This is a genomic window from Chromobacterium alkanivorans, assembly GCF_016937655.1.
GTDB classification, from domain to species: Bacteria; Pseudomonadota; Gammaproteobacteria; order Burkholderiales; family Chromobacteriaceae; genus Chromobacterium; species Chromobacterium alkanivorans.
This window is the reverse complement of sequence record NZ_JAFHKL010000006.1, coordinates 231,101-254,243: the sequence shown is the minus strand read 5'-3', so window position 1 is coordinate 254,243 and position 23,143 is coordinate 231,101. Positions and strand designations below refer to the sequence as shown.

General features: G+C 64.7%; 33 protein-coding genes. 18 read left to right on the top strand and 15 right to left on the bottom strand.

Annotated features, from left to right (window positions below):
- Both JW897_RS12870 and JW897_RS12865 read right to left on the bottom strand, forming a co-directional pair.
- Positions 1-414 (bottom strand): ExbD/TolR family protein, encoded by a 414-nt coding sequence (locus JW897_RS12870; RefSeq protein ID WP_205466376.1) that lies wholly within the window; start codon positions 412-414, stop codon positions 1-3.
- Positions 415-416: 2 nt separating this feature from the next.
- Positions 417-1,031 carry a MotA/TolQ/ExbB proton channel family protein gene (locus JW897_RS12865; protein WP_205466375.1) on the bottom strand — a complete coding sequence of 205 codons (615 nt, stop codon included), beginning with the start codon at positions 1,029-1,031 and terminating at the stop codon, positions 417-419.
- Here JW897_RS12865 and JW897_RS12860 point away from each other — a divergent pair.
- Positions 1,018-1,380: a hypothetical protein gene (locus tag JW897_RS12860; protein ID WP_156187751.1), complete on the top strand. Its 363-nt coding sequence runs from the start codon at positions 1,018-1,020 to the stop codon at positions 1,378-1,380. The genes JW897_RS12865 and JW897_RS12860 overlap by 14 nt on opposite strands.
- Before the next feature lie 89 nt (positions 1,381-1,469).
- Here the strand turns inward: JW897_RS12860 and JW897_RS12855 are convergent, their stop codons facing one another.
- From JW897_RS12855 to JW897_RS12845, 3 genes are read right to left on the bottom strand one after another with little or no spacing between them, the layout of a single operon-like run.
- A complete protein-coding gene (locus JW897_RS12855; RefSeq protein ID WP_205466374.1) occupies positions 1,470-2,159 on the bottom strand; it encodes a histidinol-phosphatase in 690 nt (229 codons plus the stop codon).
- The gene (hda, locus tag JW897_RS12850) at positions 2,156-2,830 is read right to left on the bottom strand and encodes a DnaA regulatory inactivator Hda (RefSeq protein ID WP_043591991.1); all 675 of its coding nucleotides are present in this window, start codon (positions 2,828-2,830) and stop codon (positions 2,156-2,158) included. The genes JW897_RS12855 and hda overlap by 4 nt, the downstream gene beginning before the upstream one ends.
- Positions 2,831-2,840: 10 nt before the next feature.
- Complete coding sequence (locus JW897_RS12845; protein WP_048415998.1) at positions 2,841-3,935, bottom strand: AI-2E family transporter; 1,095 nt, start codon at positions 3,933-3,935, stop codon at positions 2,841-2,843.
- 86 nt (positions 3,936-4,021) lie between these two features.
- Here JW897_RS12845 and purM point away from each other — a divergent pair, with 86 nt between their 5' ends.
- From purM to JW897_RS12790, 11 genes are all read left to right on the top strand, one after another.
- Positions 4,022-5,059 (top strand): phosphoribosylformylglycinamidine cyclo-ligase, encoded by a 1,038-nt coding sequence (purM, locus tag JW897_RS12840; RefSeq protein WP_205466373.1) that lies wholly within the window; start codon positions 4,022-4,024, stop codon positions 5,057-5,059.
- Positions 5,028-5,252 (top strand): hypothetical protein, encoded by a 225-nt coding sequence (locus JW897_RS12835; RefSeq protein ID WP_205466372.1) that lies wholly within the window; start codon positions 5,028-5,030, stop codon positions 5,250-5,252. The genes purM and JW897_RS12835 overlap by 32 nt, the downstream gene beginning before the upstream one ends.
- Complete coding sequence (gene purN, locus JW897_RS12830; RefSeq protein WP_205466371.1) at positions 5,249-5,878, top strand: phosphoribosylglycinamide formyltransferase; 630 nt, start codon at positions 5,249-5,251, stop codon at positions 5,876-5,878. The genes JW897_RS12835 and purN overlap by 4 nt, the downstream gene beginning before the upstream one ends.
- Before the next feature lie 4 nt (positions 5,879-5,882).
- On the top strand, positions 5,883-7,055 hold the full coding sequence (locus JW897_RS12825; protein WP_205466370.1) for a DUF3108 domain-containing protein: 1,173 nt from the start codon (positions 5,883-5,885) through the stop codon (positions 7,053-7,055).
- The gene (locus tag JW897_RS12820) at positions 7,051-8,301 is read left to right on the top strand and encodes an RsmB/NOP family class I SAM-dependent RNA methyltransferase (protein ID WP_420837266.1); all 1,251 of its coding nucleotides are present in this window, start codon (positions 7,051-7,053) and stop codon (positions 8,299-8,301) included. Before JW897_RS12825 ends, JW897_RS12820 begins: the two co-directional genes overlap by 5 nt.
- Positions 8,302-8,412: 111 nt before the next feature.
- Positions 8,413-9,792 (top strand): chloride channel protein, encoded by a 1,380-nt coding sequence (locus JW897_RS12815; protein ID WP_082159173.1) that lies wholly within the window; start codon positions 8,413-8,415, stop codon positions 9,790-9,792.
- Between the two features lie 86 nt (positions 9,793-9,878).
- The gene (gene grxD / locus JW897_RS12810; protein WP_019100724.1) at positions 9,879-10,190 is read left to right on the top strand and encodes a Grx4 family monothiol glutaredoxin; all 312 of its coding nucleotides are present in this window, start codon (positions 9,879-9,881) and stop codon (positions 10,188-10,190) included.
- Positions 10,191-10,314: 124 nt separating this feature from the next.
- Positions 10,315-11,127, top strand: a complete 813-nt coding sequence (locus tag JW897_RS12805; protein ID WP_048415993.1) for an EAL domain-containing protein — start codon at positions 10,315-10,317, stop codon at positions 11,125-11,127.
- A 134-nt stretch (positions 11,128-11,261) separates the two neighbouring features.
- Positions 11,262-11,894, top strand: coding sequence for a uracil phosphoribosyltransferase (gene upp / locus JW897_RS12800; protein WP_019100726.1), 633 nt, complete (start codon positions 11,262-11,264; stop codon positions 11,892-11,894).
- Positions 11,895-11,968: 74 nt separating this feature from the next.
- Positions 11,969-12,481, top strand: coding sequence for a GNAT family N-acetyltransferase (locus tag JW897_RS12795; protein WP_048416001.1), 513 nt, complete (start codon positions 11,969-11,971; stop codon positions 12,479-12,481).
- A 4-nt stretch (positions 12,482-12,485) separates the two neighbouring features.
- Positions 12,486-13,730, top strand: a complete 1,245-nt coding sequence (locus JW897_RS12790) for a uracil-xanthine permease family protein (protein ID WP_048415992.1) — start codon at positions 12,486-12,488, stop codon at positions 13,728-13,730.
- A 198-nt stretch (positions 13,731-13,928) separates the two neighbouring features.
- Here JW897_RS12790 and JW897_RS12785 read toward each other — a convergent pair whose 3' ends face one another.
- A complete protein-coding gene (locus tag JW897_RS12785) occupies positions 13,929-14,828 on the bottom strand; it encodes a LysR family transcriptional regulator (RefSeq protein WP_053077534.1) in 900 nt (299 codons plus the stop codon).
- Positions 14,829-15,022: 194 nt separating this feature from the next.
- Between JW897_RS12785 and JW897_RS12780 the strand changes: the two genes are divergently transcribed.
- The 4 genes from JW897_RS12780 to JW897_RS12765 all read left to right on the top strand — a co-directional run bounded on the left by JW897_RS12780 (position 15,023) and on the right by JW897_RS12765 (position 16,147).
- Entirely contained in the window at positions 15,023-15,190 is a 168-nt protein-coding gene (locus JW897_RS12780) for a hypothetical protein (protein ID WP_205466368.1), read from the top strand.
- 30 nt (positions 15,191-15,220) lie between these two features.
- The gene (locus JW897_RS12775; RefSeq protein WP_197083134.1) at positions 15,221-15,391 is read left to right on the top strand and encodes a hypothetical protein; all 171 of its coding nucleotides are present in this window, start codon (positions 15,221-15,223) and stop codon (positions 15,389-15,391) included.
- Between the two features lie 152 nt (positions 15,392-15,543).
- Positions 15,544-15,735: a hypothetical protein gene (locus JW897_RS12770; protein ID WP_048415990.1), complete on the top strand. Its 192-nt coding sequence runs from the start codon at positions 15,544-15,546 to the stop codon at positions 15,733-15,735.
- 244 nt (positions 15,736-15,979) lie between these two features.
- Positions 15,980-16,147 (top strand): hypothetical protein, encoded by a 168-nt coding sequence (locus JW897_RS12765; protein ID WP_197083133.1) that lies wholly within the window; start codon positions 15,980-15,982, stop codon positions 16,145-16,147.
- 42 nt (positions 16,148-16,189) lie between these two features.
- Here the strand turns inward: JW897_RS12765 and JW897_RS12760 are convergent, their stop codons facing one another.
- Entirely contained in the window at positions 16,190-16,693 is a 504-nt protein-coding gene (locus tag JW897_RS12760) for a GNAT family N-acetyltransferase (RefSeq protein WP_259043306.1), read from the bottom strand.
- Positions 16,694-16,863: 170 nt separating this feature from the next.
- Here JW897_RS12760 and JW897_RS12755 point away from each other — a divergent pair, with 170 nt between their 5' ends.
- Entirely contained in the window at positions 16,864-17,415 is a 552-nt protein-coding gene (locus JW897_RS12755; protein WP_205466367.1) for a hydrolase, read from the top strand.
- A gap of 468 nt (positions 17,416-17,883) precedes the next feature.
- Complete coding sequence (locus JW897_RS12750; RefSeq protein ID WP_240352188.1) at positions 17,884-18,219, top strand: DUF2322 family protein; 336 nt, start codon at positions 17,884-17,886, stop codon at positions 18,217-18,219.
- Positions 18,220-18,295: 76 nt separating this feature from the next.
- Here JW897_RS12750 and rplI read toward each other — a convergent pair whose 3' ends face one another.
- The 8 genes from rplI to rlmB all read right to left on the bottom strand — a co-directional run bounded on the left by rplI (position 18,296) and on the right by rlmB (position 23,113).
- The gene (gene rplI / locus JW897_RS12745) at positions 18,296-18,745 is read right to left on the bottom strand and encodes a 50S ribosomal protein L9 (protein WP_048415986.1); all 450 of its coding nucleotides are present in this window, start codon (positions 18,743-18,745) and stop codon (positions 18,296-18,298) included.
- 21 nt (positions 18,746-18,766) lie between these two features.
- Complete coding sequence (gene rpsR / locus JW897_RS12740) at positions 18,767-18,994, bottom strand: 30S ribosomal protein S18 (RefSeq protein ID WP_011137185.1); 228 nt, start codon at positions 18,992-18,994, stop codon at positions 18,767-18,769.
- Between the two features lie 5 nt (positions 18,995-18,999).
- Positions 19,000-19,299: a primosomal replication protein N gene (gene priB / locus JW897_RS12735; RefSeq protein ID WP_048415985.1), complete on the bottom strand. Its 300-nt coding sequence runs from the start codon at positions 19,297-19,299 to the stop codon at positions 19,000-19,002.
- Positions 19,300-19,316: 17 nt separating this feature from the next.
- Positions 19,317-19,694 (bottom strand): 30S ribosomal protein S6, encoded by a 378-nt coding sequence (gene rpsF, locus JW897_RS12730; protein ID WP_048410930.1) that lies wholly within the window; start codon positions 19,692-19,694, stop codon positions 19,317-19,319.
- 244 nt (positions 19,695-19,938) lie between these two features.
- Positions 19,939-20,241, bottom strand: coding sequence for a hypothetical protein (locus JW897_RS12725; protein WP_048415984.1), 303 nt, complete (start codon positions 20,239-20,241; stop codon positions 19,939-19,941).
- 25 nt (positions 20,242-20,266) lie between these two features.
- Positions 20,267-20,599: a metal-sensitive transcriptional regulator gene (locus tag JW897_RS12720; protein WP_476727390.1), complete on the bottom strand. Its 333-nt coding sequence runs from the start codon at positions 20,597-20,599 to the stop codon at positions 20,267-20,269.
- Between the two features lie 85 nt (positions 20,600-20,684).
- Complete coding sequence (locus tag JW897_RS12715; RefSeq protein ID WP_205466366.1) at positions 20,685-22,181, bottom strand: multicopper oxidase family protein; 1,497 nt, start codon at positions 22,179-22,181, stop codon at positions 20,685-20,687.
- 176 nt (positions 22,182-22,357) lie between these two features.
- Entirely contained in the window at positions 22,358-23,113 is a 756-nt protein-coding gene (gene rlmB / locus JW897_RS12710; protein ID WP_048415982.1) for a 23S rRNA (guanosine(2251)-2'-O)-methyltransferase RlmB, read from the bottom strand.
- Between the last annotated feature and the right edge of the window lie 30 nt (positions 23,114-23,143).

Here is a 23,143-nt window from a genome sequence, read left to right as displayed (position 1 = left end):
CTATTGCGAGCGGGTGGCGAAGGTCAGCTGATTGAGACCGGCTTCGCGCGCCGCCTCCATCACCGTCACCACCGATTGATGCGTCGCCTTGGCATCGGCGTTGACGATGACGATCACATCAGTCTTGCCCGCGGCGTCGTCCTTCAGCTTGTTCAACAGCGCAGCCTTGTCGCCGGCGGCCAGCTTGGCCTCCCCCACCGCCATCTCGCCGCTGGCGGACACCGCCACGGTGATTTCCGACGACTTGGTCTTGGCCTGCTCGCCCTGGGCGGCCGGCAGATTGATCTTGAGTTCGGCGAACTTGGAATAGGTGGTGGTGACCATCAGGAAGATCAGGATCACCAACAGCACGTCGATCAGGGGGATGAAGTTGATCTCCGGCTCTTCGCGGCTGCGGCCTCGGCGAAAATTCATACTCAACCCCCGTTTTTACGCTCGCCGTGCAGCACTTCCACCAGCTTGACCGCCTGCGACTCCATCTCCACCAGCAGGCCATCCACCTTGGAACGGAAGTGGCGGTAGAACATCATGCTGGGAATCGCCACGATCAAGCCGAAGGCGGTGTTGTACAACGCGATGGAGATGCCGTGCGCCAAGGCTTGCGGATTGGTGCCGGCCGGCGACTGCGAGCCGAAGATCTCGATCATGCCTATCACCGTGCCCAGCAGGCCCAGCAAGGGCGCCATCGCGGCGATGGTGCCCAGCGTGGTCAGCAAGCGCTCCAGCTGGTGCGCCACCACGCGGCCCTCGTCCTCGATCGCTTCCTTCATCACTTCGCGATTGCCGCCGACGTTGCGCAGGCCGGCGCAGAACAGGCGGCCCAGCGGCGAATGTTCCTGCAGCTTGCGCAACAGCTCGTCGCTGGCGCCGGCTCGGCGGTATTCCTGCAAGGCCTGCCCCAGCAGGCCCTCCGGCGCCACGCTGCTCTTTCTCAGGCTGAACAACCGTTCAAAGATAATCGCCAGCGACACGACCGAGGCGGCGATGATGGTCCAGATCGGCCAGCCGGCCGCTTCAATGATTGACCACACGAGGAGGTTCTCCGAAAAACGATTGCAAACACTAGGGTCTGCCGCGCCGGTTTCACCTTGGCGAAACCCGGCGCGGCAGACCCTGAACTTTAGCGGCATCCATGCCGGTTCAGCAACCGGCGTCGCGGCGCGCGCTCATCGCCGCGACCGCAAACAGGCGCTTAGCGGCGAAAACTACGCAGAGTTGTCAACAAAGCCGCCTAAACCCATCTTTTATAAAGGCTTTCGAATTCTCGCCCTATTTCGTCGGCGGCGCTCGAAACTCAACTTGACGAAAGCCCCGCCAGGCAAGGCTTTCAAGCAAATCTATCAATTTCGCGACCGCGATTGGGGGCTGCCGCTTTTTTAACCTTTGCCAGCAAAAGCCAAGCCCCGGCAAGCGATCCACACAGTTATCCACAAGGTTATTCAGCCGCCGCTGTGGATAATTGCCGCGCCTCAATCCCGCAGCGAAATCACGCGCCAGCCCTGCTGCTCGGCGTGGGCGCGCAGGGTGTCGTCCGGATCCACCGCCACCGGATGGTCGACCAGCTTCAGCAGGGGCAGATCGTTGTGCGAATCGCTGTAGAAAAAGCTCTGCCCGTAGCTGTCCATGCTCAGGCCGCGCTCGTCCAGCCACTGCTGCAAACGGGTGATCTTGCCCTGCTGGAAGCTGGGCACGCCGCTGACGCGGCCGGTGAAGCGCCCGTCCGCCTCCTCTTCCAGCTCGATGGCGATCAGATGCTCCACGCCCAGTTCGCGCGCGATCGGCCCGGTGATGAAACGGTTGGTCGCGGTGATGATGATGATTTCGTCGCCCTGGGCCGCGTGCGCGGCCAGCAGATCGCGCGCCTTGCGGGTGATGATGGGCTTGATGTGCTGTTCCAGGTAATCGGCGTGCAAGGCGTCCAGCTCGGCGCGGCTGAAGCGCTTCAAGGGCTCCAGCGCGAACGCCAGGTATTCGTGGATGTCCAGCGTGCCCTGCTGGTACTGCCGGTAGAAATAATTGTTGCGCTCGTCGTAATGCGCCTGTTCCAGAATGCCGCGCTGGATCAGGAAGCGCGGCCATTCGAAATCGGAATCGCCGGCGATCAGGGTGTGGTCGAGGTCGAACAGCGCCAGGTTGCGCAATGCGGTGGTGTCGGTCATGGTTCCGGGCTTGCGGTTTGCAAAACGTTTTTCACCAGCGGCACGGTAATCGGCCGCCTCATGGCCAGAGAGTAGCGGTCCAATATGTCAATCATGCCGATCAGGCTGGACAGGTCGCGCCGCCAGTGGGTCAGCAGGTAGCGGTAGACATCGTCCGGAATGGACAGCTGGCGGCTGGCGGCGTGGCTGCGCAGCGCGGCCAGCTTGTCCTCGTCCGACAAGGCCTTGACCTCGAACACCAGGCCCCAGCCCAGCCGGGTGCGCAGATCGTCGCGCACCGCCAGGGCCATCGGCGGCTGGCGTCCGGCCATCAGCAAGCGCGACTCCCCGCTCTCTTTCAGCGAGTTGTAGAAGGAAAACAGGGTGATCTGGTCGTCCGGCGCCAAGTCGTCGACATGGTCGACGGCGATGAAGCTGGCCTCGCGCGCGAAGTCAGGCAGATGCTCGGTCTTGCCGTCCAGATAGATGGAGGCGCGCCCCAGCCGCTCGGCGTGGGCGATCCAGGCCTGCAGCAGATGCGTCTTGCCGCAGCCGGGCTCGCCCCACAGATAGATGAAGCGCTCGCCGGCCTCGGCCGTCAGCGCGGTAATCACCTCGCGGTTGCGTTCGGCCAGGAAATTGTCGAAGGCCGGCAAGGGGGTGGGCGTCAAATCAAGTATTAACTGGTCCAAGTGAAGGCGATCAAACTGGGTTTTGATGTCTGTTTCTGATTTTACGCTGATAAAAGCGTGTGTTGAAATAAGCGCGCGCCAGAAAGCGGCATATCACCAGGGTGGCGGCCGCCATCGGCAGGGCCAGCAGCAGGCCGGCGAAGCCCAATAACTGTCCAAACGCCAGCAGGGAAAATATCACCGCCACCGGCGACAGGCCGATGCGCTCGCCCACCAGCCAAGGGGTGATCAGAAAGCTTTCCAGCAACTGCCCGGCGCCGAACACGCCCAGCACCAGCAGCACTTCGCCGGCGGAATCGAACTGCAGCGCGGCGGCCAGGCCGGCCAGCGCGAAGCCGAGAAAAGTGCCCAGATAGGGAATGAACACCAGCAGGCCGGCCACCACGCCGATGGCGATGCCGGACTCAAGCCCCAGCAAGGCCAGGCTGGACGCGAAGATCAGCGCCATGATCAGCATCACCGACAGCTGGCCGCGCAGGAACTCGCCCAGCACCCGGTCCAGTTCTCCCGCCAGGGCCTCCACTTCGCCGGCCCAGCGCCGCGGCACCAGCTTGGCCAGCATCGCCGCCATCCGCGGCCCGTCCTGCAGGAAATAAAACAGCAGCACCGGCAGCAACAGCAGATTGAACAGCAGGCCGGCCAGCATGAAGCCGCTTTGGGTCGCGCGCAGCGCCACCGCCGACAGCGCGCTCTTCAAGGCGCCGGCGTTGGCGGCCAGCGCTCGCTTCCAGCCGGCGGCGTCCAGTTCCAGCTGGATGGCGAACTCGGCGCGCAGCCAGGGCAGCAATCTGCCCTGGGCGAAGTCCACCAAGACCGGCAAGCGGTCGATCAGGCCCTGGGTCTGCTTGAACAGCATAGGCGCCACCACCAGCAGCAGGGCGAAGGTGGCGGCCATGCCGGCCAGCGTCACCAGGCCGGCGGCCAGCGGCCGCGGCAGGCCCTTGCCGGCCAGATGGCGCATCGCGGGATTGAGCACATAGGCCAGCACCGCGGCCACCGCGAACGGCGTCAGCGCGGCGGCCAGCTGCTGCAACAGCCAGCCGGCGAACAGCAAGGCTGTTGCGCCGATGACCCAGGGAATCAGACGGTTTTGGGAGCGTTTCATCGCGACTTCAGTTAAAATGTGCTGCTTTCGCGTCGGCGAAAGCTTGATGTAAAAATACTTCAAGATTTGCAGAAAGCGAGTTTACCTTGAACACCACTTCCCTCAGTTACCGTGATGCCGGCGTCGACATTGATGCCGGCGACGCGCTGGTCGAGAACATCAAGCCTTATGCCAAGCGCACCATGCGCCCGGAGGTGATCGGCGGCATCGGCGGTTTCGGCGCACTGGTGGAGATTTCCAAGAAATACAAGGAGCCGGTGCTGGTTTCCGGCACCGACGGTGTCGGCACCAAGCTGAAACTGGCCTTCGACTGGAATCGTCACGATACCGTGGGCGTCGACCTTGTGGCAATGAGCGTCAACGACATCCTGGTGCAAGGGGCGGAACCGCTGTTCTTCCTCGACTACTTCGCCTGCGGCAAACTGGACGTGCCCCAAGCCACCGACGTGATCAAGGGCATCGCCGCCGGCTGCGAACAGGCAGGCTGCGCGCTGATCGGCGGCGAGACTGCTGAAATGCCCGGCATGTACCCGGCCGGCGAATACGACCTGGCGGGCTTCGCCGTCGGCGTGGTGGAGAAGAGCGCCGTGATCAGCGGCCGCGACATCGCCCCCGGCGACGTGGTGCTGGGCCTGAAGTCCAACGGCGTGCACTCCAACGGCTACTCGCTGGTGCGCAAGATCATCGAACGCGCCCAGCCGGATCTGGACGCGCCGTTCGAGGACGGCCGCAGCCTGCGCGACGCCATCATCGCGCCCACCCGCATCTACGTGAAGCCCCTGCTCAAGCTGATGCAGGCGCTGCCGGTCAAAGGCATGGCCCACATCACCGGCGGCGGCATCACCGAGAACACCCCGCGCGTGCTGCCTGAGCAGGTCGTCGCCCAGATCGACGCCGCCGCCTGGCCGCAGCCCAAGCTGTTCCAGTGGCTGCAGCAAGAAGGCAAGGTAGACAGCCAGGAAATGTACCGCACCTTCAACTGCGGCATCGGCATGGTGGTGATCGTGGCGGCGGAACACGCCGAGCAGGCCGCCGCGCTGCTGCAGGCCGAGGGCGAAACCGTGTACCGGATCGGCGCGGTGCGCGCCCGCAATGGTGACGAACATCAAACTCAGATCGCCTAAAGCGCTGCGTTGGATGCTACTGGCGCCGCTGGCCCTGCTGGCGGCGTTTGTCATTTATCGCGAGGCCGCCATCCCGGCCGACCTCGCACGCCGTCAAGTCCCGGACGGCAAGCACGAACAAGCGTTGCGCGGCATCGCCGATGCCGCCGACTGGCAACATTATCCGGCAAGGTCTCCGTCGACTCCATCATGAAGAACATCGTCATCCTGATTTCCGGCCGCGGCTCCAATATGCAGGCCATCGTCGACGCCAACATCGCCGGCGCGCGCATCGCCGCGGTCATCTCCAATCGCCCCGACGCCGCCGGCCTCGCCTGGGCGGCCGAACGCGGCATCGCCACCGCGGCGCTGGACCACAAGACCTTCGCCAGCCGCGAGGATTTCGACGCCGCGCTGGCGCAGCTGATAGACGGCCACCAACCGGACCTGGTGGTGCTGGCCGGCTTCATGCGCATCCTCAGCGCCGGCTTCACCCGCCGCTACGAAGGCCGCATGCTGAACGTGCACCCCTCGCTGTTGCCGGCCTTCACCGGCCTCAACACCCACCAGCGCGCGCTGGAGATGGGCTGCAAGGTGGCCGGCTGCACCGTGCACTTCGTCACCGCCGAGCTGGATCACGGCCCCATCGTCGCCCAGGGCGTGGTGGAAGTGCTGGACGGCGACGACGCCGCCGCGCTGGCCGAACGCGTGCTGCGACTGGAACACCGGCTCTATCCGGCCGCGGTGCGCCGCTTCGTCGCCGGCGAGCTGAACATCGTCGCCGGCAAGGTGGCCAGCCATGCCGCCGTCGCCGGCAGCCTGATGGCGCCCGCGCCCTGATTCCATGAAAAGCCGTCGCCTGATCCTGTTGGCCCTGGCCCTGTCGCTCGCCCTTCATCTGGGCGTGCTGGGCTCCGGCCTGCTGCCGGACGTCCAACTGGACTTGCCGCCGGATCAGGACTTGCGCAGCATCAGCGTCAAGATGCAGGCGCTGGACGCCGACGAGCCCCCGGCCAAACCGGCGCCGCAAGGCGCGATGGCGCAATTGCGGCCGGCCGCGCCCAAGCCGGCGCAGGCCAAACCCAAGCCCGCCGCCAAGAAGGCAGAGGCCTCGGCGCCGCTGGCGGCGTCGGAAGCCATGGTCGCCCAGGCGCCGCCAAGCAAGAGCGTCGCCAGCGCGCCGGCGGCGGAGGCCAAACCCGACGCCTCCATGCCCGGCGCGGAGAGCAAGATCGCCTCGTCCGAGCCGGCCGCGGAACAGGCGGCGGCCAACGACAAGGACGAGGCCAGCGCGCCGGCAGCCGTCACCGCCGCCGCCGACGACGGCTATATCCATCCCAAGGGCAAGCTGCGCGGCTTTCCGCGCCAGGCCACGCTGGGTTATCAAGTGTTCTACGGCTCGGCGATGCTGGGCACCGGCACGCTGGATTGGGGCCGCGGCGACGGCGGCTACCGGCTGGAGATCAACGCCAACCCCTTCATCGGCCCCAAGCTGCGCTATCTGTCCGAAGGCCGTTTCAAGAGCAAGACCGGCCTGTTGCCGGACAGCCTGCAAGCCTGGCGCGGCGGTCAAGCCAAAGAGTCCGCGCATTTCGACTACAATGCGGGTCAGCTGCGCTACGGCGATCAGGGCGACAAGCTGCTGGATTTGAAGCCGGGCGCGCAGGATGTGTTCAGCCTGGCTTTCCAGCTGGGGCTGAAAGGCGGCGAACTGGGACCCGAGCCCATCCAGATCACCACCGGCAAAAAAGTGTACGAGTACCCGATGCATCCCAGCGGCGAGGCCGATTACGACACCGGCGCCGGCAAGATCCGGGTCATCGTGTTCCGCGCCCAGGGCGACGGCGACATTAATGAATTCTGGCTGGCGCCGGAGTTCTCCAATCTGCCGGTGCGCATCCAACGCATCGACAAGGACAAGCGGATCGACCTCAGGGCCGTCCGCATCGACGTGAACGGCGCGCCGCAATGGAAGCTGCCGCCGCAACCCACGAGAAAACACAAGAATGACTATTAATCACCATCAACTGAAACATATCGAAACCGTCATCGGCCAGATGATCCGCTTCGACCGTCCGGCCGACGCGGTGCTGTCGGCCTATTTCCGCGAACACAACAAGCTGGGCTCCAACGACCGCCACATCATCGCCGAGACCGCCTTCGGCGCGTTGCGCCGCCTGCTGCAGCTGCGCGCGCTGATCGCGCCGGACAAGGCCACCCCGCGCCGGCTGGCGCTGACGGCCCTGCTGAAGATCCACAAGCTCAATGTCAAGGAGCTGGGCGACGCCGCCAGCGCCGGCGAAAAGGAATGGCTGGGCCAGATCAAGGGCAAGGCGCTGCCGGCCAGCCTGGAAGTGGACGCCGAGTTGCCGCAATGGGTGATCGAGCGCCTGGGCGAGCAGACGCAGGAACAAGTGATCGCGCTGGGCAAGGGCCTGGCGGAAGGCGCGCCGCTGGACCTGCGCGTCAACACCATGAAGATGAAGCGCGACGAGTTGCTGGGCCGGCTGCAGGCCGACGGCCTGGAGTGCGAAGCCACCCCCTACTCGCCGCTGGGCATCCGCCTGAAAGCCAAACCCTCGCTGGCCAAGCACGAGCTGTTCAAGGCCGGCGTGTTCGAGGTGCAGGACGAAGGCAGCCAGCTGCTGGGCCTGATCACCGGCGCGCGCCGCGGCGAAATGGTCGTCGACTTCTGCGCCGGCGCCGGCGGCAAGACCCTGCTGCTGGGCGCGCAAATGGCCTCCAGCGGCCGCTTGTACGCCTTCGACGTATCGGAAAAACGGCTGGCCAAGCTGAAGCCGCGTCAGGCGCGCTCCGGCCTGTCCAACGTCCATCCGCAGCTGCTGGCCTCGGAAAACGACACCAAGGTCAAACGCCTGGCCGGCAAGGCCGACCGCGTGCTGGTGGACGCGCCCTGCTCCGGCCTGGGCACGCTGCGCCGCAATCCGGACCTGAAATTCCGCCAGAGCCCGGACAGCGTGGCCGAACTGAACGCCAAGCAGGCCTCCATCCTGGCTTCCGCCGCCCGCCTGGTGCGCGCCGGCGGCCGCCTGGTCTACGCCACCTGCAGCCTGCTGCCGCAGGAAAACCAGGACATCGTCGCCGCCTTCCTGGCCGACCATCCCGAGTTCAAGCTGGTCAAAATGGACGAGGTGCTGGCGGAGCAGAAGATCCCGTTGCAAATGGGCGACTACCTGGAACTGAAGCCGCAGTTGCACAATACCGACGGCTTCTTCGCCGCGGTGTTGGAAAAAACCGCCTGAGCATGCGCGAACCCCGGTCCTTGATGCGGCCGGGGTTTGTCATTCCGGGCAATACGCCTTACCATTGAATATTAGAAAAATCTCACATATTCATCCGCAAAGGCCGGCTCCATGCCAGACTCACCCACTGCCAGACAAGTCCGCAGCCGCGTCCAGCGCCGCCTGCGCTATCTATACTTGTCCGCAGTCCTGTGGCGACGCCACATCCCGATCTGGACCGCCGCCATTCTGATCGGCCTGATGGCCAGCGTCTTCGCCAACGGCAGCCACCTGTCGCACGCCATCTTCACCCGCATCTACGACAACTCGCCGTACTGGAGCCTGCTGATCACTCCGGCCGGCCTGGCGCTGGCCATCTGGCTGATGCGCAACTACTTTCCCGGCTCCGCCGGCGGCGGCATCCCGCAATCCATCGCCGCGCTGGAAGGCGGCATGCAGGCGCTGCGCGAACGCATCCTGACCATACGCGCCGCCATCGGCAAAATGCTGCTGACCCTGATAGGCATCAGCTCCGGCGCCACTTTCGGCTACGAAGGCCCCATCGTGCAGGTGGGCGCGGCGATCAAGTATTCGCTGAACCGCCACGCGGCGCTGCGCCACGAAGGCGCGGCTCGCAGCTTCATCCTGGCCGGCGGCGCCGCCGGCGTGGCCGCCGCCTTCAACGCGCCGCTGGCCGGCATCGTGTTCGCCATCGAGGAGATGGGCCGCACCTTCGACTTGCGCGCCAGCTCCACCATTCTGCTGTCGGTGATCGTGTCCGGCCTCACCGCCACCGCCATCCTCGGCAATTACAGCTATTTCGGCATGGTGTCGGTGAATATGGAGCTGGAGCAATCCTGGCTGGCCATCCCCGTCTGCGGCATCATCGGCGGCCTGCTCGGCGGCGTCTGCTGCCGCATCATGCTGGCGCTGACCCAGCGCCTGCCCGGCCCGCTGCACGGCTGGCGGCTGCAAAAGCCGGTGCTGTTCGCCGCCGGCTGCGGCCTGGCGCTGGCGGTGATCGGCATCGCCAGCGACGGCGTCACCTTCGGCACCGGCTATTTCCGCGCCCGCGAAATCATCGAGGGCAGCGGCGCCGGCATGCAGGGCTACGGCCTGCTCAAGCTGCTCAGCATGTTCATCAGCTTCATCAGCGCGGTGCCGGGCGGCATGTTCGCGCCGTCGCTGGCGGTGGGGGCCGGCTTCGGCCTGAACATGGCCAATCTGCTGCCCTTCCTGCCGCAGACCCTGATCGTGCTCTTGGGCATGGTGGGCTTCTTCGCCGGCATGACCCGCGCGCCGATGACCGGCTTCATCATCGTGATGGAAATGACCGACTCCTCGGCGATGATCATCCCGCTGATGGCCACCGCGCTGCTGGCGTCCAATGTGTCGCGGCTGATCACCCGCCGCGCGCTGTACGACGGCCAGGTGCACATCTTCCTGCGCCAGTGGCACGCGAACCAACCGCAGCCAGCCAAGCAAATTGACCCGCGGGCGGACGAAAAGTAAAATAACCCATTGAAACGCTCGGGTATTTCGCCGCAGTCAGGCGCAAGACCCGCAGCCAGATTGACGATCCAAGCAAGGACCACTGAATGAGCGCGCAACAAACCATCCAGCAAACCGTGACCGACAACCCGGTAGTGCTGTTCATGAAGGGCTCGGCCCAATTCCCGCAATGCGGCTTCTCCTCCCGCGCGGTGCAAATCCTCAAGGCCTGTGGCCTTGAACAGTTCGTGACCGTGGACGTGCTGCAGGACGCCGACATCCGCCAGGGCATCAAGGACTTCTCCAACTGGCCGACCATTCCGCAGCTCTACGTCAAAGGCGAGTTCGTCGGCGGCTCCGACATCATGTATGAAATGTTCCAGAACGGTGAATTGCAAGAGCTGCTGAAAGACCTGTAAGCACCTCTCCCCGGTCCCGGCCAACGCCGGGACCTTTGTTTTTGCAGCGGAATTTACCGTTTCGAAAACACCCGCCATGTCATACAATCAGGGTGACATCCGCTTGCCCGACCCAAACCGCCCCATGCCGACACATCAGGAAACCAAAGCCGCCCTCAGCCCCGCCAGCGCCATGCCCATCGAAGAGATCTGGCGCGCGCTGGTCAACGATCAGCTCATCCCCTGGTTTCAGCCGATAGTCGAAATCTCCAGCCGCAAGGTGATCGCGGCCGAAGCGCTGGCGCGCTGGCAGCACCCGGCGCTGGGCGTGCTGTCGCCGGTCAGCTTCGTGCCGGCGATGGAAGAGCGCGGCATGATCCGCGAACTGACCGAACTGATCCTGGAAAAATCGCTGTACGCCTGCAGCGACTGGCAGGAGCGCGGCCACGACATTCCGGTCACCATCAACCTGACCTCGATGTCGCTGGACGACGACAGCCTGTGCGAGCAACTGTTGCAGAAAGTGCGCATCCTGGGCCTGGAACCGGCCAAGCTGACGCTGGAATTCTCCGAGTCCACGCTGCGCCAGCACTGGCAGAAGGCCGACGCGCAGCTGTCGCAATTGCGCGCCGCCGGCTTCGGCATCGGCATCGACGAGTTCGGCATCGGCGTCACCCTGACCGACAAGCTGCTGATCAGCCATTTCAGCCTGCTGAAGGTGGATCGCGCCTTCGTCCAGGGCGTCAACTCCAACCAGCACCTGCAAGCCATCCTGCGCGAAGACATCGGCCTGGCCAAGGCCGCCGGGCTCACCACCGTGGCCATAGGCGTGGAGGACAGCGCCGATCTGGCCATGCTGGCCGAGCTGGGCTGCGACGCGGTGCAAGGCTATATCTGCAGCCCGCCGCGGGCCGCCGCCGAATTCTTGCAGTGGATTTCGGAATGGGAAAAGGGGTAAAATACCGCCCCATACCAAATACCCCCCGGCAGCCCGAGATCACCGAAGGCTGCCGGCTTCATAATTAATACCAAGAGCTGCTTTTGGCGCGCCCGCGCCGAAAGCAGCTCTTTGCCAAGGTATGGGAACGTCTCATGAACATCACCGTCGTCCAGCATCCGCTGGTGCAACACAAGCTCGGCCTGCTGCGCGAAGCCGACACCAGCACCATGAAATTCCGTCAGCTGACCCAAGAGCTGGCGCGCCTGCTCGCCTATGAAGCCACCCGCGACTTCGAACTGGAAAGCGTCACCATAGACGGCTGGTGCGGCAAGATCGACGTCCAGCAGATCAAGGGCAAGAAAGTCACCGTGGTGCCCATTCTGCGCGCCGGCATCGGCATGCTGGACGGCGTGCTCGACCTGGTGCCCTCCGCCAAGATCAGCGTGGTCGGCCTGGCCCGCAACGAGGAAACGCTGGAACCGGTGTCCTATTTCGAGAAGTTCGTCGGCAATCTGGACGAGCGCATCGCCATCATCATCGACCCGATGCTGGCCACCGGCGGCTCCCTGGTCGCCACCATAGACCTGCTCAAGCGCAACGGCTGCAAGCAGATCAAGGCTGTGGTGATGGTGGCCGCGCCCGAAGGCGTGAAAATCGTCAACGACGCCCACCCGGACGTGCAGATCTACGCCGCCTCGCTCGACAGCCACCTGAACGAGCACGGCTACATCATTCCCGGCCTGGGCGACGCCGGCGACAAGATTTTCGGCACCAAGCAAGCCTAATCATGAGCCATTCCAGCGCCGCTGCTCCCGTTTCGGACGCGGCGCTTTTTTGCGCGCCCAGCCCGGCCCCGAGCATGACGATACGCCCCGCCGCCGCAAGCGACCTCGCGGCGATCTGCCGTCTGGCCGACGAGATCAATCTGCAGCACCATCGCGCGCTGCCGCACATCTTCGCCGCCAACGGCGCCGCCGACCGCGATCGAGCGTTCTGGGCCGGCCAGCTGGACACCGCCGGCGGCGCGCTGTTGCTGGCTGAATCCGGCGGAGAAGTCACCGCCTTCGTCGCCTTGACCCTGCAGGACCTCACCCTGCCCTTCCTGCGGCCGCGCCGCATCTGCCGCGTCGCCACCCTGGTGGTGACGGCGGCTGAGCGCGGGCAAGGCCAAGGCAGCGCGCTGCTGGCGGCGGCCGAAGACTGGGCGCGGCAGCGTTCGGCCGACGAGATCCGGCTGGAGGTGAAGGACTTCAATCAGGCCGCGCTGAATTTCTACCTGCGTCGCGGCCTGGAACCGCAGTCGCGCATTCTGGGCAAACGGCTGGACCAGGCCCCCGTCCCCCATTCAGATCAAGAAAAGCAAAGAGGCTAAAATCATGTTCCAACAACTCAAGCTGGCCGTGTCCGGCGCCCAGATCCTGTTCGTCGCCTTCGGCGCGCTGGTGCTGGTGCCGCTACTGACCGGCCTCAATCCGGCGATGGCGCTGCTGGGCGCCGGCGTCGGCACCCTGCTGTTCCAGCTGTACACCGGCCGCCAGGTGCCCATCTTCCTCGGCTCCTCCTTCGCCTTCATCGGCCCCATCATTTATTCGATGCACACCTGGGGCCAGGGCGCGACGCAGTTCGGCCTGTTCTGCGCCGGCTTCATGTATTTCCTGTTCTCCGCCGTGGTCCGCTGGCGCGGCATGGCCTTCGTCAACCGGCTGCTGCCGCCGGTGGTGATAGGCCCGGTGATCATGATCATCGGCCTGTCGGTGGCCACCGCCGCCTCCGGCATGGCGATGGGCATAGCCGGCGGCAAGCAGGTGACGCCTTACGCGGTGTCCATGCTGCTGGCGGCGATCTCGCTGGCCACCACCATCATCGTCTCCATCTACGCGCGCGGCCTGTTCAAGCTGGTGCCTATTCTGGCCGGCGTCATCGTCGGCTATATCGCCGCCGCGCTGCTCGGCGTGGTGGATTTCGCCAAGCTGGCCGCCGCGCCGTGGTTCGCGATGCCCGCCTTCCACAGCCCGGAAGTCAACTGGGCGGCCGCGCTGTTCATGCTGCCGGTGGCCATCGCGCCGGCCATCGAGCACATCGGCGGCGTGATGGCGATAGGCGGCGTCACCGGCAAGGACTACACCAAGTCGCCCGGCCTGCACCGCACCCTGTCCGGCGACGGCCTGGGCGTCTGCGTGGCCGGCCTGATCGGCGGCCCGCCGGTGACCACTTACGCCGAAGTCACCGGCGCGGTGATGATTACCCGCAACTTCAACCCGGTGACCATGACCTGGGCCGCCTTGTTCGCCATCGCCATGGCCTTCTTCGGCAAGTTCAACGCGCTGCTGCAGTCCATCCCGCTGCCGGTGATGGGCGGCATCATGGTGCTCTTGTTCGGCACCATCGCCTCCATCGGCCTGAAAACCCTGATCGAGGCCAAAGTGGACCTGATGGAGCCGCGCAATCTGGTGATCATCTCGGTGGTGCTCACTTCCGGCATCGGCGGCCTCAGCCTGAAGCTGGGCGATTTCGAGCTGGCCGGCGTCGGACTGTGCTCGCTGCTGGCCATCGTGCTGAACCTGCTGCTGCCCAAGCACGCCGCCAGCCATGACGGCATCGTCGAGGGCCAGGACGTATAAGAAGCTGTTTACGATCTGCTGCGCTTCGGCGATACAGCGTTGAAAACACCCTCAAAATGCTCATGTACCAACCGTACATTCCGCTTTTTCGGTCGTTTTCGCCTTGTCTCGCTCTTGCTCGCGAGATCGTAAACACGTTCTAAGAACCCGCTTGCGATTGCGCACGCCCGGCCGGCCTCCACGCGGACGCCGGCTTTTTCACGGCCGCAGCCCGCCCGCCTCCACCGCCTGCTCCAAGCGCTGAATGAACCACTGCAGGGCCTTGCCCGGCTGCGCCTGCTTCCAGGCGAAGCACATCTGGTGGTCCGGGCTGTCCTCCGCCACCTCCTTGGCCACCAGTTCTCCGCCGGCCAGATACGGCTCCACCATGGAGCGCGGCAGATAGCCGCTGCCCAGACCGGCCAGGATCACGTCCAGCTTGGCGCGGCTGCTGTGCACGGTCAGCACGTCCTGCCCGTCCAGCAAACCGCCGGTGCGCGGCTGCAAGCGCCGCGAGGTGTCGCCTATCGCCACCGCGCGGTGCTGGCGCAGCACATGCGGCGGCAACGGCTTGTCCTCCGCCGCCAGCGGATGGCCGGCGGCCACCACCAGCACGAAATCGTAGCTGCCTATGGTGCGGGTGAAGTAGTCGCCGGGAGGCGGCATATTCGGCGCGCCTATCACCAGGTCGGCGCGGTCGTCGTACAAGGCGTCCCAAGTGCCGCCGAAAATCTCGCTGCGGAAAATCAGCCGCGTGGCCGAAGCCAGTTGATCGAATTCCGCGATCAAGGGAATCACCTGGGAAAAATCGACCAGGTCGCCGATCACGATGCGCAGCTGATGCTCCCAGCCCTGCGCCTGTTTGCTGACGCGCAGCTCCAGCTGACGCGCCGCGTCCAGCAGATGCCGTCCGTCCTTGAGCAGGCGTTCGCCGGCCGGGGTCAGCCTGGCGCGGTGGCCGCTGCGGTCGTAAATCTGCACGCCCAGGCTCTGTTCCAGCTTCTGTACGGTGTAGGTGACCGCGGACGGCACCCGGAACAAGGCGTCCGCGGCGGCGGCGAAGCTGCCGTGGTTGTCGATGGCGTCCAGCACCAGCAAAGCGTCGAGAGATAGTTTCATATTCAAATTTACTGATGGTTCAGTGCAAATCATTCCGCTATCTGCGGCGAAAAAACATCCTTAATATTCAGTCACTAAGTCGCGCAGCCCGCCAGAGCTGGCCGCCCGACTCCTTAGCGCGGCGCTGGATGGATTCTAGCATTTTGAACATCCTCGCCGCCGCCAAGCCACTCAATCACACAAGGATTTTGACCATGTTGAAGCAAACCGTTATCGCCGCCCTGTCTCTGATCATGTTGTCCGGCGCCGCCACGGCCGGCGGCGAAGGCGCCAGCAACGCCCGCGAAATGCGCGAGCGCATGCAAGCCCAGATCGACGCCAAACAGGCCCAAGCCCCGGTTCAAGCGCCGCAAGCCAAATAAGCGCGCTCCACACTTTACAAGGAATTCCCCATGTTGAAACACACCGTTATCGCCGCCCTGTCCCTGATCATGCTGTCCGGCGCGGCCGCGGCCGGCGGCGAAGGCGCCAGCAACGCCCGTGAAATGCGCGAGCGCATGCAAGCCCAGATCGACGCCAAGCAAGCGCCGGCGCCGTCCCAGACCAGCCAGGCGGGCCGCTGATCCGGCTTTGTAAACGCGATCAAAGTTCATTAGCACACGCTCACAATCGTTTACCGCACTGCGGCAAAGGCCGCCATAGAATATCGACTCAAGCCCTGCAGCCGAGCGCAGCAAGCCCGGCCCCGGCGAGATCGCAATGAAAGGAAACCATCATGAAGAAAACCGTCATCACCGCGCTGTCCCTGATCATCCTGTCCGGCGCCGCCATGGCCGGCGGCGAAGGCGCCAGCAACGCCCGCGAAATGCGCGAACGCATGGAAGCCCAGATCGCCGCCAAGCAGGCCGCCGCCGCGCAGCCCGCAGCAACGGCCGCCGACGCCCAGACCAGCCAATCCGCCAGCTAAGATGGCAAGCCGCCCCCTCCCGCCCGCGCTTCGCGGCGGGAGGCCCGGCACCCGTGAAATGCGATTCACACTCGTTTGCAAATTGATCGCCGCCAGCGCCGGATAAAACCCCGGCCTTCACTAGAATTCAATGGCGATGCAAGCCGCCAACGCGACGGCAAGCCTCGCCGGGCCCGCAGCCGACCTCCGTCGACGCCCTGCGCCGAGCCGGTCGACCGGTCGATTTGCCATGAAAGGAAACATCATGCTGAAGAAAACCGTACTGACCACCCTGTCCTTGATCCTGCTGTCCGGCGCCGCGATGGCCGGCGAAGGATTGTCCAATATGTGGGAAATGCGCGCGCGCATGGACGCCCAACTGCAAACGCAACAGCAGCAAGCGCCGCAAGCGCAGGACGCCGCCGGCAAGTAAACGCCGAGACCCCGCGCAGCGCCCGCCCACGCGGGCGCTTTGTCATTCCGGCCGGCGCAAGCGCGCCATGATCAGCGTGTCTTCATAACGGCCGGCGCGCAGCTGCTCCATCCGCCGCCGCCCTTCCAGCTCAAAACCGAATTTGCGGTACAAGGCGATCGCCGGCTCGTTGTCGTGCACCACCGCCAGTTCCACCCGCAGCAGCCCCAGCCAGTTGTCAGCCAGCTCCAGCAGCGCCCGCAGCAAGGCCGAGCCCACGCCGCGGCCATGCCAGTCCGGATGCACGACGATGAACAAGTCGGCCGCGTGCCGGATGCGCGGACGCTCATTGCCGATCAGGCCGGCGTTGCCTATGACCCGACCCTCGGCGTTGCAGGCCACCAGGGAATGCACGTGCGGCTGCGTTTGCGCCAGCTTCCGCCGCCAGTCGTCCACCGATTGGTAAGGCAGTTGCAAAGTATTGGCCACCACCTCCTCCAACACCATCATCGCCGCCAGCGCGGGCGCGTCTTCGGGCTCCACCTTCCGGATATGCAGTTCCTGCACGATGTTCCTCCTATCGATTGTCGCGGCTCAAGCCATGAACCATCATGAGCGGAATCCGGCGAAGCCGGCAAGCGAAAATGACGTAGGGATTTCAACTCGGCGCAAGCGCTCGTCAAAACGGGTATCCTGATACCCTGCGACAAACCCTCAAACGCCTCAAGGAGCGCGTCATGCTGATGCACAAGGAATTGGCCAGCCTGCTGGTGGTGGACGTTCAGGAAAAACTCGCGCCGGCGGTCGCGGACGCGGCCGGCATGGCGGCCCGCTGCCGCTGGCTGATAGGCGTGGCCGGCGATCACGGCGTGCCGGTGGTGTTTTCGGAGCAATACCCGCGCGGCCTGGGCCACACGCTGCCGGAACTGCTGGCCCAGGCGCCGGAGCCGCACGTGGTGGAGAAAACCCACTTCTCCTGCGTGGCCGCGAACTGTCTGCCGGAGGCGGTCCTGGCTCGGCCGCAAATCATCGTCTGCGGCATGGAAACCCACGTTTGCGTGCTGCAAACCGTGCTGGAGCTGCTGGATATGGATAAACAGGTCTTCGTGGTGGCGGACGCGGTGTCCAGCCGCAAAGCGTCCGACATCGAACTGGGCCTGCAGCGGATGCGCGACGCCGGCGCCGTCATCGTCAGCAAGGAAATGGTGTTGTTCGAATGCCTGCGCCAAGCCGGCGGCGAACACTTCAAGCGGATGAGCCAGCGCTATCTGGTGGGCGAGCAGCCGTGACGCGGCGAAAATGAAACGGGGTCGCCGGCTTCGCCGATCGACCCCGATCCAAGGCGGCTGTGCCGCTCTCTTATCCCCTTTGGAGACTGGCGCGAGACGCCGGGCCATGCCCAGGCGTCACCAGATCGATTTATATTTAGCAATTGCCGTGCCAAGTTAACAGTTACCGGCCAAGCCTTTGATTCGTTAACACATTCGCAACACAAGCCCGCCCAAAGCATGGTGTAATGGGGGCTTGGCGGCATTCATTGCACCAAATCAAGGCATTTCGTTCGATTCTGCGCACCAAAAATGTGCAATGCGCGGCGACCGGCTGAACTTTCTCAGCCGCCCCCGCGCCTAATATCCGGCTACACTACAGCGGCCTTGCAGCCGGTCCGACGCCGACGCCTCGGCCCATTCGCAACGCCCGCCCCTCAACGGGCCGCCCGGCGGCCCGCCACGATAACGACAATAGGAAACTCCATCATGCAAGCAAGCGTTTTCAAGGACATCCTCAATACCCTGCCCGCCGTCGACGGCATCCGCGCCATCGTGCTGCTGGACGCCGGCGGCGAACCGGTCGGCCGGCTGGACAACCAGCCCGGCACCGCCGGTTCGGTGCGCGTTTACCACGCGCTGATCAAAAGCCACGGCCACATAGACCGCAAGGCCGCGCGCGAGGGCCTGGCGCTTTACGCCGAACACACGCAGGACGCCCGCGCCAATCCGGGCAAGCATCCCAATATCGACCGCCTGCTGTCCATCGCCGAAGCCGACGCCCCCGGCCTGCGCGCGCGTCTGGTGCTGAACCAGGACGAATGAAGCGCGCGCCGCGCCCAAACAAAAAGCCCGCTCGAATGAGCGGGCTTTTTCGTAAAGCGATTCCCGAAAGCGGAAATTAGGCTTCGGCAACAACCACGATCTTGATCGGGGCGACAACGTCGTGATGCAGGGCGATCTCGATGTCGTACTCGCCGATGGCCTTGAACGGGCCGTTCGGCAGGCGAACTTCGAAACGCTTAACCGGCACGCCGAAGGCGGTCACGGCTTCAGCAACGTCGACGTTGGTCACGGAACCGAACAGACGGCCGTCAACGCCGGCTTTCTGAGCGATGGTGACAACGGCCTCAACCAGTTTCTCGGCGCGCACTTTGGCGTCGGCCAGGATCTCGGCTTGCTTGGCTTCCAGTTCGGCGCGGCGAGCGTCGAACTCTTTCAGGTTGGCTTCGGTAGCGCGCTTGGCTTTGCCTTGCGGGATCAGGAAGTTACGGCCGTAACCATCCTTGACTTTAACCACATCACCCAGTTGACCCAGGTTGGCAACTTTTTCGAGCAGAATGATTTGCATCTTTTAAGTTCCTTTCCCGGCTTAGTGCTGGTCGGTGTACGGCAGGAAAGCCAGGAAGCGAGCACGCTTGATAGCGGTGGTCAGCTGACGCTGGTAGCGAGCCTTGGTGCCGGTGATGCGAGCCGGAATGATTTTGCCGTTTTCGGCGATGAAGTCTTTCAGGAGATCAACGGATTTGTAGTCGATTTCCTTGATGCCTTCTGCCGTGAAGCGGCAGAACTTCTTGCGCTTGAAGAGTTGACGAGCCATTTTGACTAACCTTTTACAAATTCAACATATTCGATATTGAGCACTAACCGCGGATTCCTGAGGCTGCGCTGGGACAGAAAGCCGGTGAGGTTCACCGTGTTTCCCGCCAGTTTCCCGGAAAATTTCCGGGCGTCTTCGCCTATCAGCACGGCCTGTATTTCGCAGGCCACATCCCGATCGAAACCATGAGCTGTCTGTCTGGACTGATGCTTGAGCCACATTTCCAGCACCGGCAAGCCGGCGGGCGTGTATCTCAGCGCATCCTCGCGGTCGACCGTGGCGGTCAGCGCCAGACGGTTCTGCAAGACCTTGCTCCGGCCGATTAGGCGGAAGCTTCAGCCTCGGCTGCCGGCTGCTGGGCGTCCAGCAGGTTCTTGGCCTTTTCGTCCTTCATCATCGGGGACGCTTCGGTAACCGCGCGCTCCAGCTTGATGGTCAGGTGACGCAGAACAGCGTCGTTGAACTTGAAGGCGTGTTCGATTTCAGCCAGGGTCTCGGACTGGCACTCTACGTTCATCAGAACGTAGTGAGCCTTGTGCAGCTTCTGGATCGGGTAAGCCAGTTGACGGCGGCCCCAGTCTTCCAGACGGTGGATTTTGCCCTCAGCGGCCAGAACCATGCCCTTGTAGCGCTCGATCATGGCCGGAACCTGTTCGCTCTGGTCCGGGTGGACGATGAACACGATTTCGTAATGACGCATGTTAACTCCTTGTGGCTATTGAAGCCTTTTGCCATGCGGTTGCAAAAGGCAAGGTGTTGAAACCGCAGCATTCTACGCGCTTAGCCAGCGGCAGGCAAATAAATCAGGGCCTTCCGCGCGGGGCGGCAACGACGCTGTGGCGAAAACGATGGGGAAAGCGGCCTGCGCGCGCGGCGGGCGCGCCATTTCGACGGCCTGTTCGCCGCGTGCGCCCCACGCCGCGCGGCGGCTTTTGAACAGGTTTTCAGAGCTTTTTGTCGCGGGAAATATCCACCACCACTCCATTGCTCAAGGTCACCGTGGTGGTGTAGGGCACCGCGTCGTTGGCGAGCCAGGACAGCGAGCGGGTGCTGGTCTCCACCACCGCGTTGGCGTCCTTGGTTTTGACCGTGGGGCCGTTGCTGCTGTAATCGGGCGCGCCGGCCTGGGACACCAGTTCGGCCTCGGACATGCCCTTGTGCAGCTTGATGTAGACCTCGAACGGAATCGGCCCCGCCGCGGCCAGCGCGGACGCGAGGGACAACAGAACGGCGAGCGGGGTTTTCATATGCCTTCCTTTGCGACGACGCGGCTCAGCGCACTTTTTTGACCACGTCTATCAGTTCGGTGACCATGCCGGTGGCGTCGCCCTGATGCAGCGCGCGCGCCACGCAGCCTTTCATGTGATTTTCCAGTAACTGCATCGATACTGCGTCCAGCGCCGACTTGACCGCCGCCACCTGGGTCAGGATGTCCACGCAGTAGCGGTCCGCCTCCACCATGCCGCTGATGCCGCGCACCTGGCCCTCGATGCGCGCCAGCCTCTTGATCAGAGCGCTCTTGCCCGGCTGCACCACGGTTTTGTCGGAAAGCGGGGCCGCTGCGTCGCAACAGCCGTCCTGCGGTTTTTCTTGCGTCATGTCCATCCCAATTCCAGGCGGGTTCAAAGCGGGCCCGGCCGCCGCCTGCGGGCCGGGCTGCGGCCATTGTGACGCAGTTGCGCGCGGCCGCCTAGGCCTCCACCCGCAGCATGCCCATCATCCCGGCGTCCTCGTGCTCCAGGATGTGGCAATGGAACATGCGCAGGCCCGGCATGTCCTGGCGGAAACGCAGCCGCAGCGTCTCGCCGGCGGAGACATTGGCCACGTCGCGCCAGGCCAGGAACGGCTCTTCGCGCCAGACGCCGTCGTTGCGGCGCGCCAGCGTCTGGAACTGGGTGCCGTGAATATGGAAGGGATGATCCATGTCCGCTTCGTTGACGATCTCCCACTCCTCCACCACGCCCACCTTGCCGAGGAAGTCCGCCCGCGCCATGTCGAAGGTCTTGCCGTTGATCAGGAACATCGCGGCGGGATTGGCCATGTCTTCGGACAGCACCACTCTGCGCCGCACCGCCGGCGCGCCCAGGGGCTCGATCTTGCGCAGCCGCGCCGGCAGCGGCGCCGTGGCGACGGCCGCGGCCCCTCGGCGCAGCTCCAGCAGGGTCAAGGTTTCTTCCTGCTCGGCCGACATCATCTTGCCGCGCCGGTACGGCAGGGCCAGCAGGCCGGCCCCGTGGCCGGGCGCGAAGCGGCCGGTCACCACCAACTCGGCGCGGGCGCCGGGCGGCAGCTCCAGGCTGTCGATGCGGCGCGGCCGCTGCAGCAGGCCGCCGTCGCTGCCGACCAGTTCCAACTCGTGGCCGGGCAGCGCCAGCTTGAGCACGCGCGCGCTGGTGGCGTTCCAGACCCGCCAGCGCTGGCGCTCGCCCACGCCCAGGGTCAAATGCGGCCGCCAGGCGCCGTTGACCAACAGGAACTGGCCTTCGCGGCCGTCCATGCGGTCGGCCTCGCTGTTGGCGGCGATCTTGCCGTCGGCGTCCAGCTTCAGGTCCGACAACACCAGTCTTTGCTCGGGCAAGTGGGCCAGCGGATCGCTGCGGCTCTTGACCACGAACACGCCGGCCAGGCCCCGATACACTTGCTCGGCGGTATGGCCGTGCGGATGCGGGTGATACCAATAGCTGCCGGCGCAGCCTTGCGGCAAGGTGAAACGGTACTCGCGGCTTTGACCCGGCGGCACCGGGTCTTGCGGATTGCCGTCCTGGTCCGCCGGAATCGGCAGGCCGTGCCAGTGAATGGTGGTGGGCTGGGGCAGCCGGTTTTCGAAATGCAGGCGCAGCTCGTCGCCCTCGAACACTTCTATCGTCGGCCCCGGCACCTGGCCGTTATAGGCCCAGAACACCGTCGCCGGCTTGCCCGGCAGCAGCGGCACGGGCTGCGCGCCCGCGCTCAGCCCGGCCTGGAACACGCCCGGCCGCGCGCTCTGGTTCGGCAAGGCCGCCAGCGACGGCAAGGGCCGGCCAAACGGCAAGCCCAGGCCGGCCGCGGCCGGCGCCGCCTCCGCGCCCATTGCGCCATGCCCCATCGCCGCATGATCGACGGCGGACGGCTGCGCCGCCCAGGCCTGCCGCAATAGCGGAACCAAGGCCAGCGCCGCGCCGGCGCCGATGAATCCACGTCTGTCCATCACTCGCACTCCCCTCTAAATAGGATACCCAGGTAAGGTATCAACAAGACTACGGCGGCGCCAGATCGGTTCCGTGTTCTGTCTACTTTTTTAGGCCCGCATCTGATCACAGTCAAACCGCGCGCCCAAGAAAAAGCCCCCGAGGACGGGGGCTGGGCGGATCTGCCTGCCGGCGTTCAATCGGCCTTGGGCTGAGCCAGCGTGCGCTGGCGACGGCTTTCCGACAACACCATGCCGGCGGACACCGACACGTTCAGGCTTTCCACGGTGCCGAACATGGGGATGGACACCAGCACGTCGCAGTGCTCGCGGGTCAGCCTGCGCATGCCTTCGCCTTCCGAGCCCATCACCCAGGCCAGCGGGCCGGCGGCGTCGCAGTGATAGAGGTCGGTGTCCGCCTCCATCGTGGTGCCGGCGATCCAGATGCCGGCGTCCTTGAGATCGCGCAGGGTGCGCGCCAGATTGGTGACCGCGATGTAGGGAATCACCTCGGCGGCGCCGCAGGCCACTTTGGACACGGTGGCGTTGAGGCCGGCCGAGCGGTCCTTGGGCGCGATCACCGCGTGCGCGCCCATCGCGTCCGCCACCCGCAGGCAGGCGCCCAGATTGTGCGGATCGGTGACGCCGTCCAGGATCAGCAGCAGCGGCGGCTCGCTCAGATTGTCCAGCACGTCGTCCAGGTGCACGAAATTGCGGCTGGCGTCTATGGTGGCCGCCACGCCCTGGTGGCGGGCGTTGCCGGTCATGCTGTCCAGGCGCTCCTTGTCGACGATGTGCAGCTTGATGCCTTCCTCGGCGGCCTTGTCTATCACCGCCTTGGCGCGGGCGTCGTGGCGGCCGCCGGCCAGCCAGACTTCCAGCAGGCTCTTGGGGTTCTGCCACAGGCGGGCATTGATGGCGTGAAAGCCGTGGATCAGGCGTTTGTTGCTCATGGCGATTCTCTAATGACAATCCCGCCATTT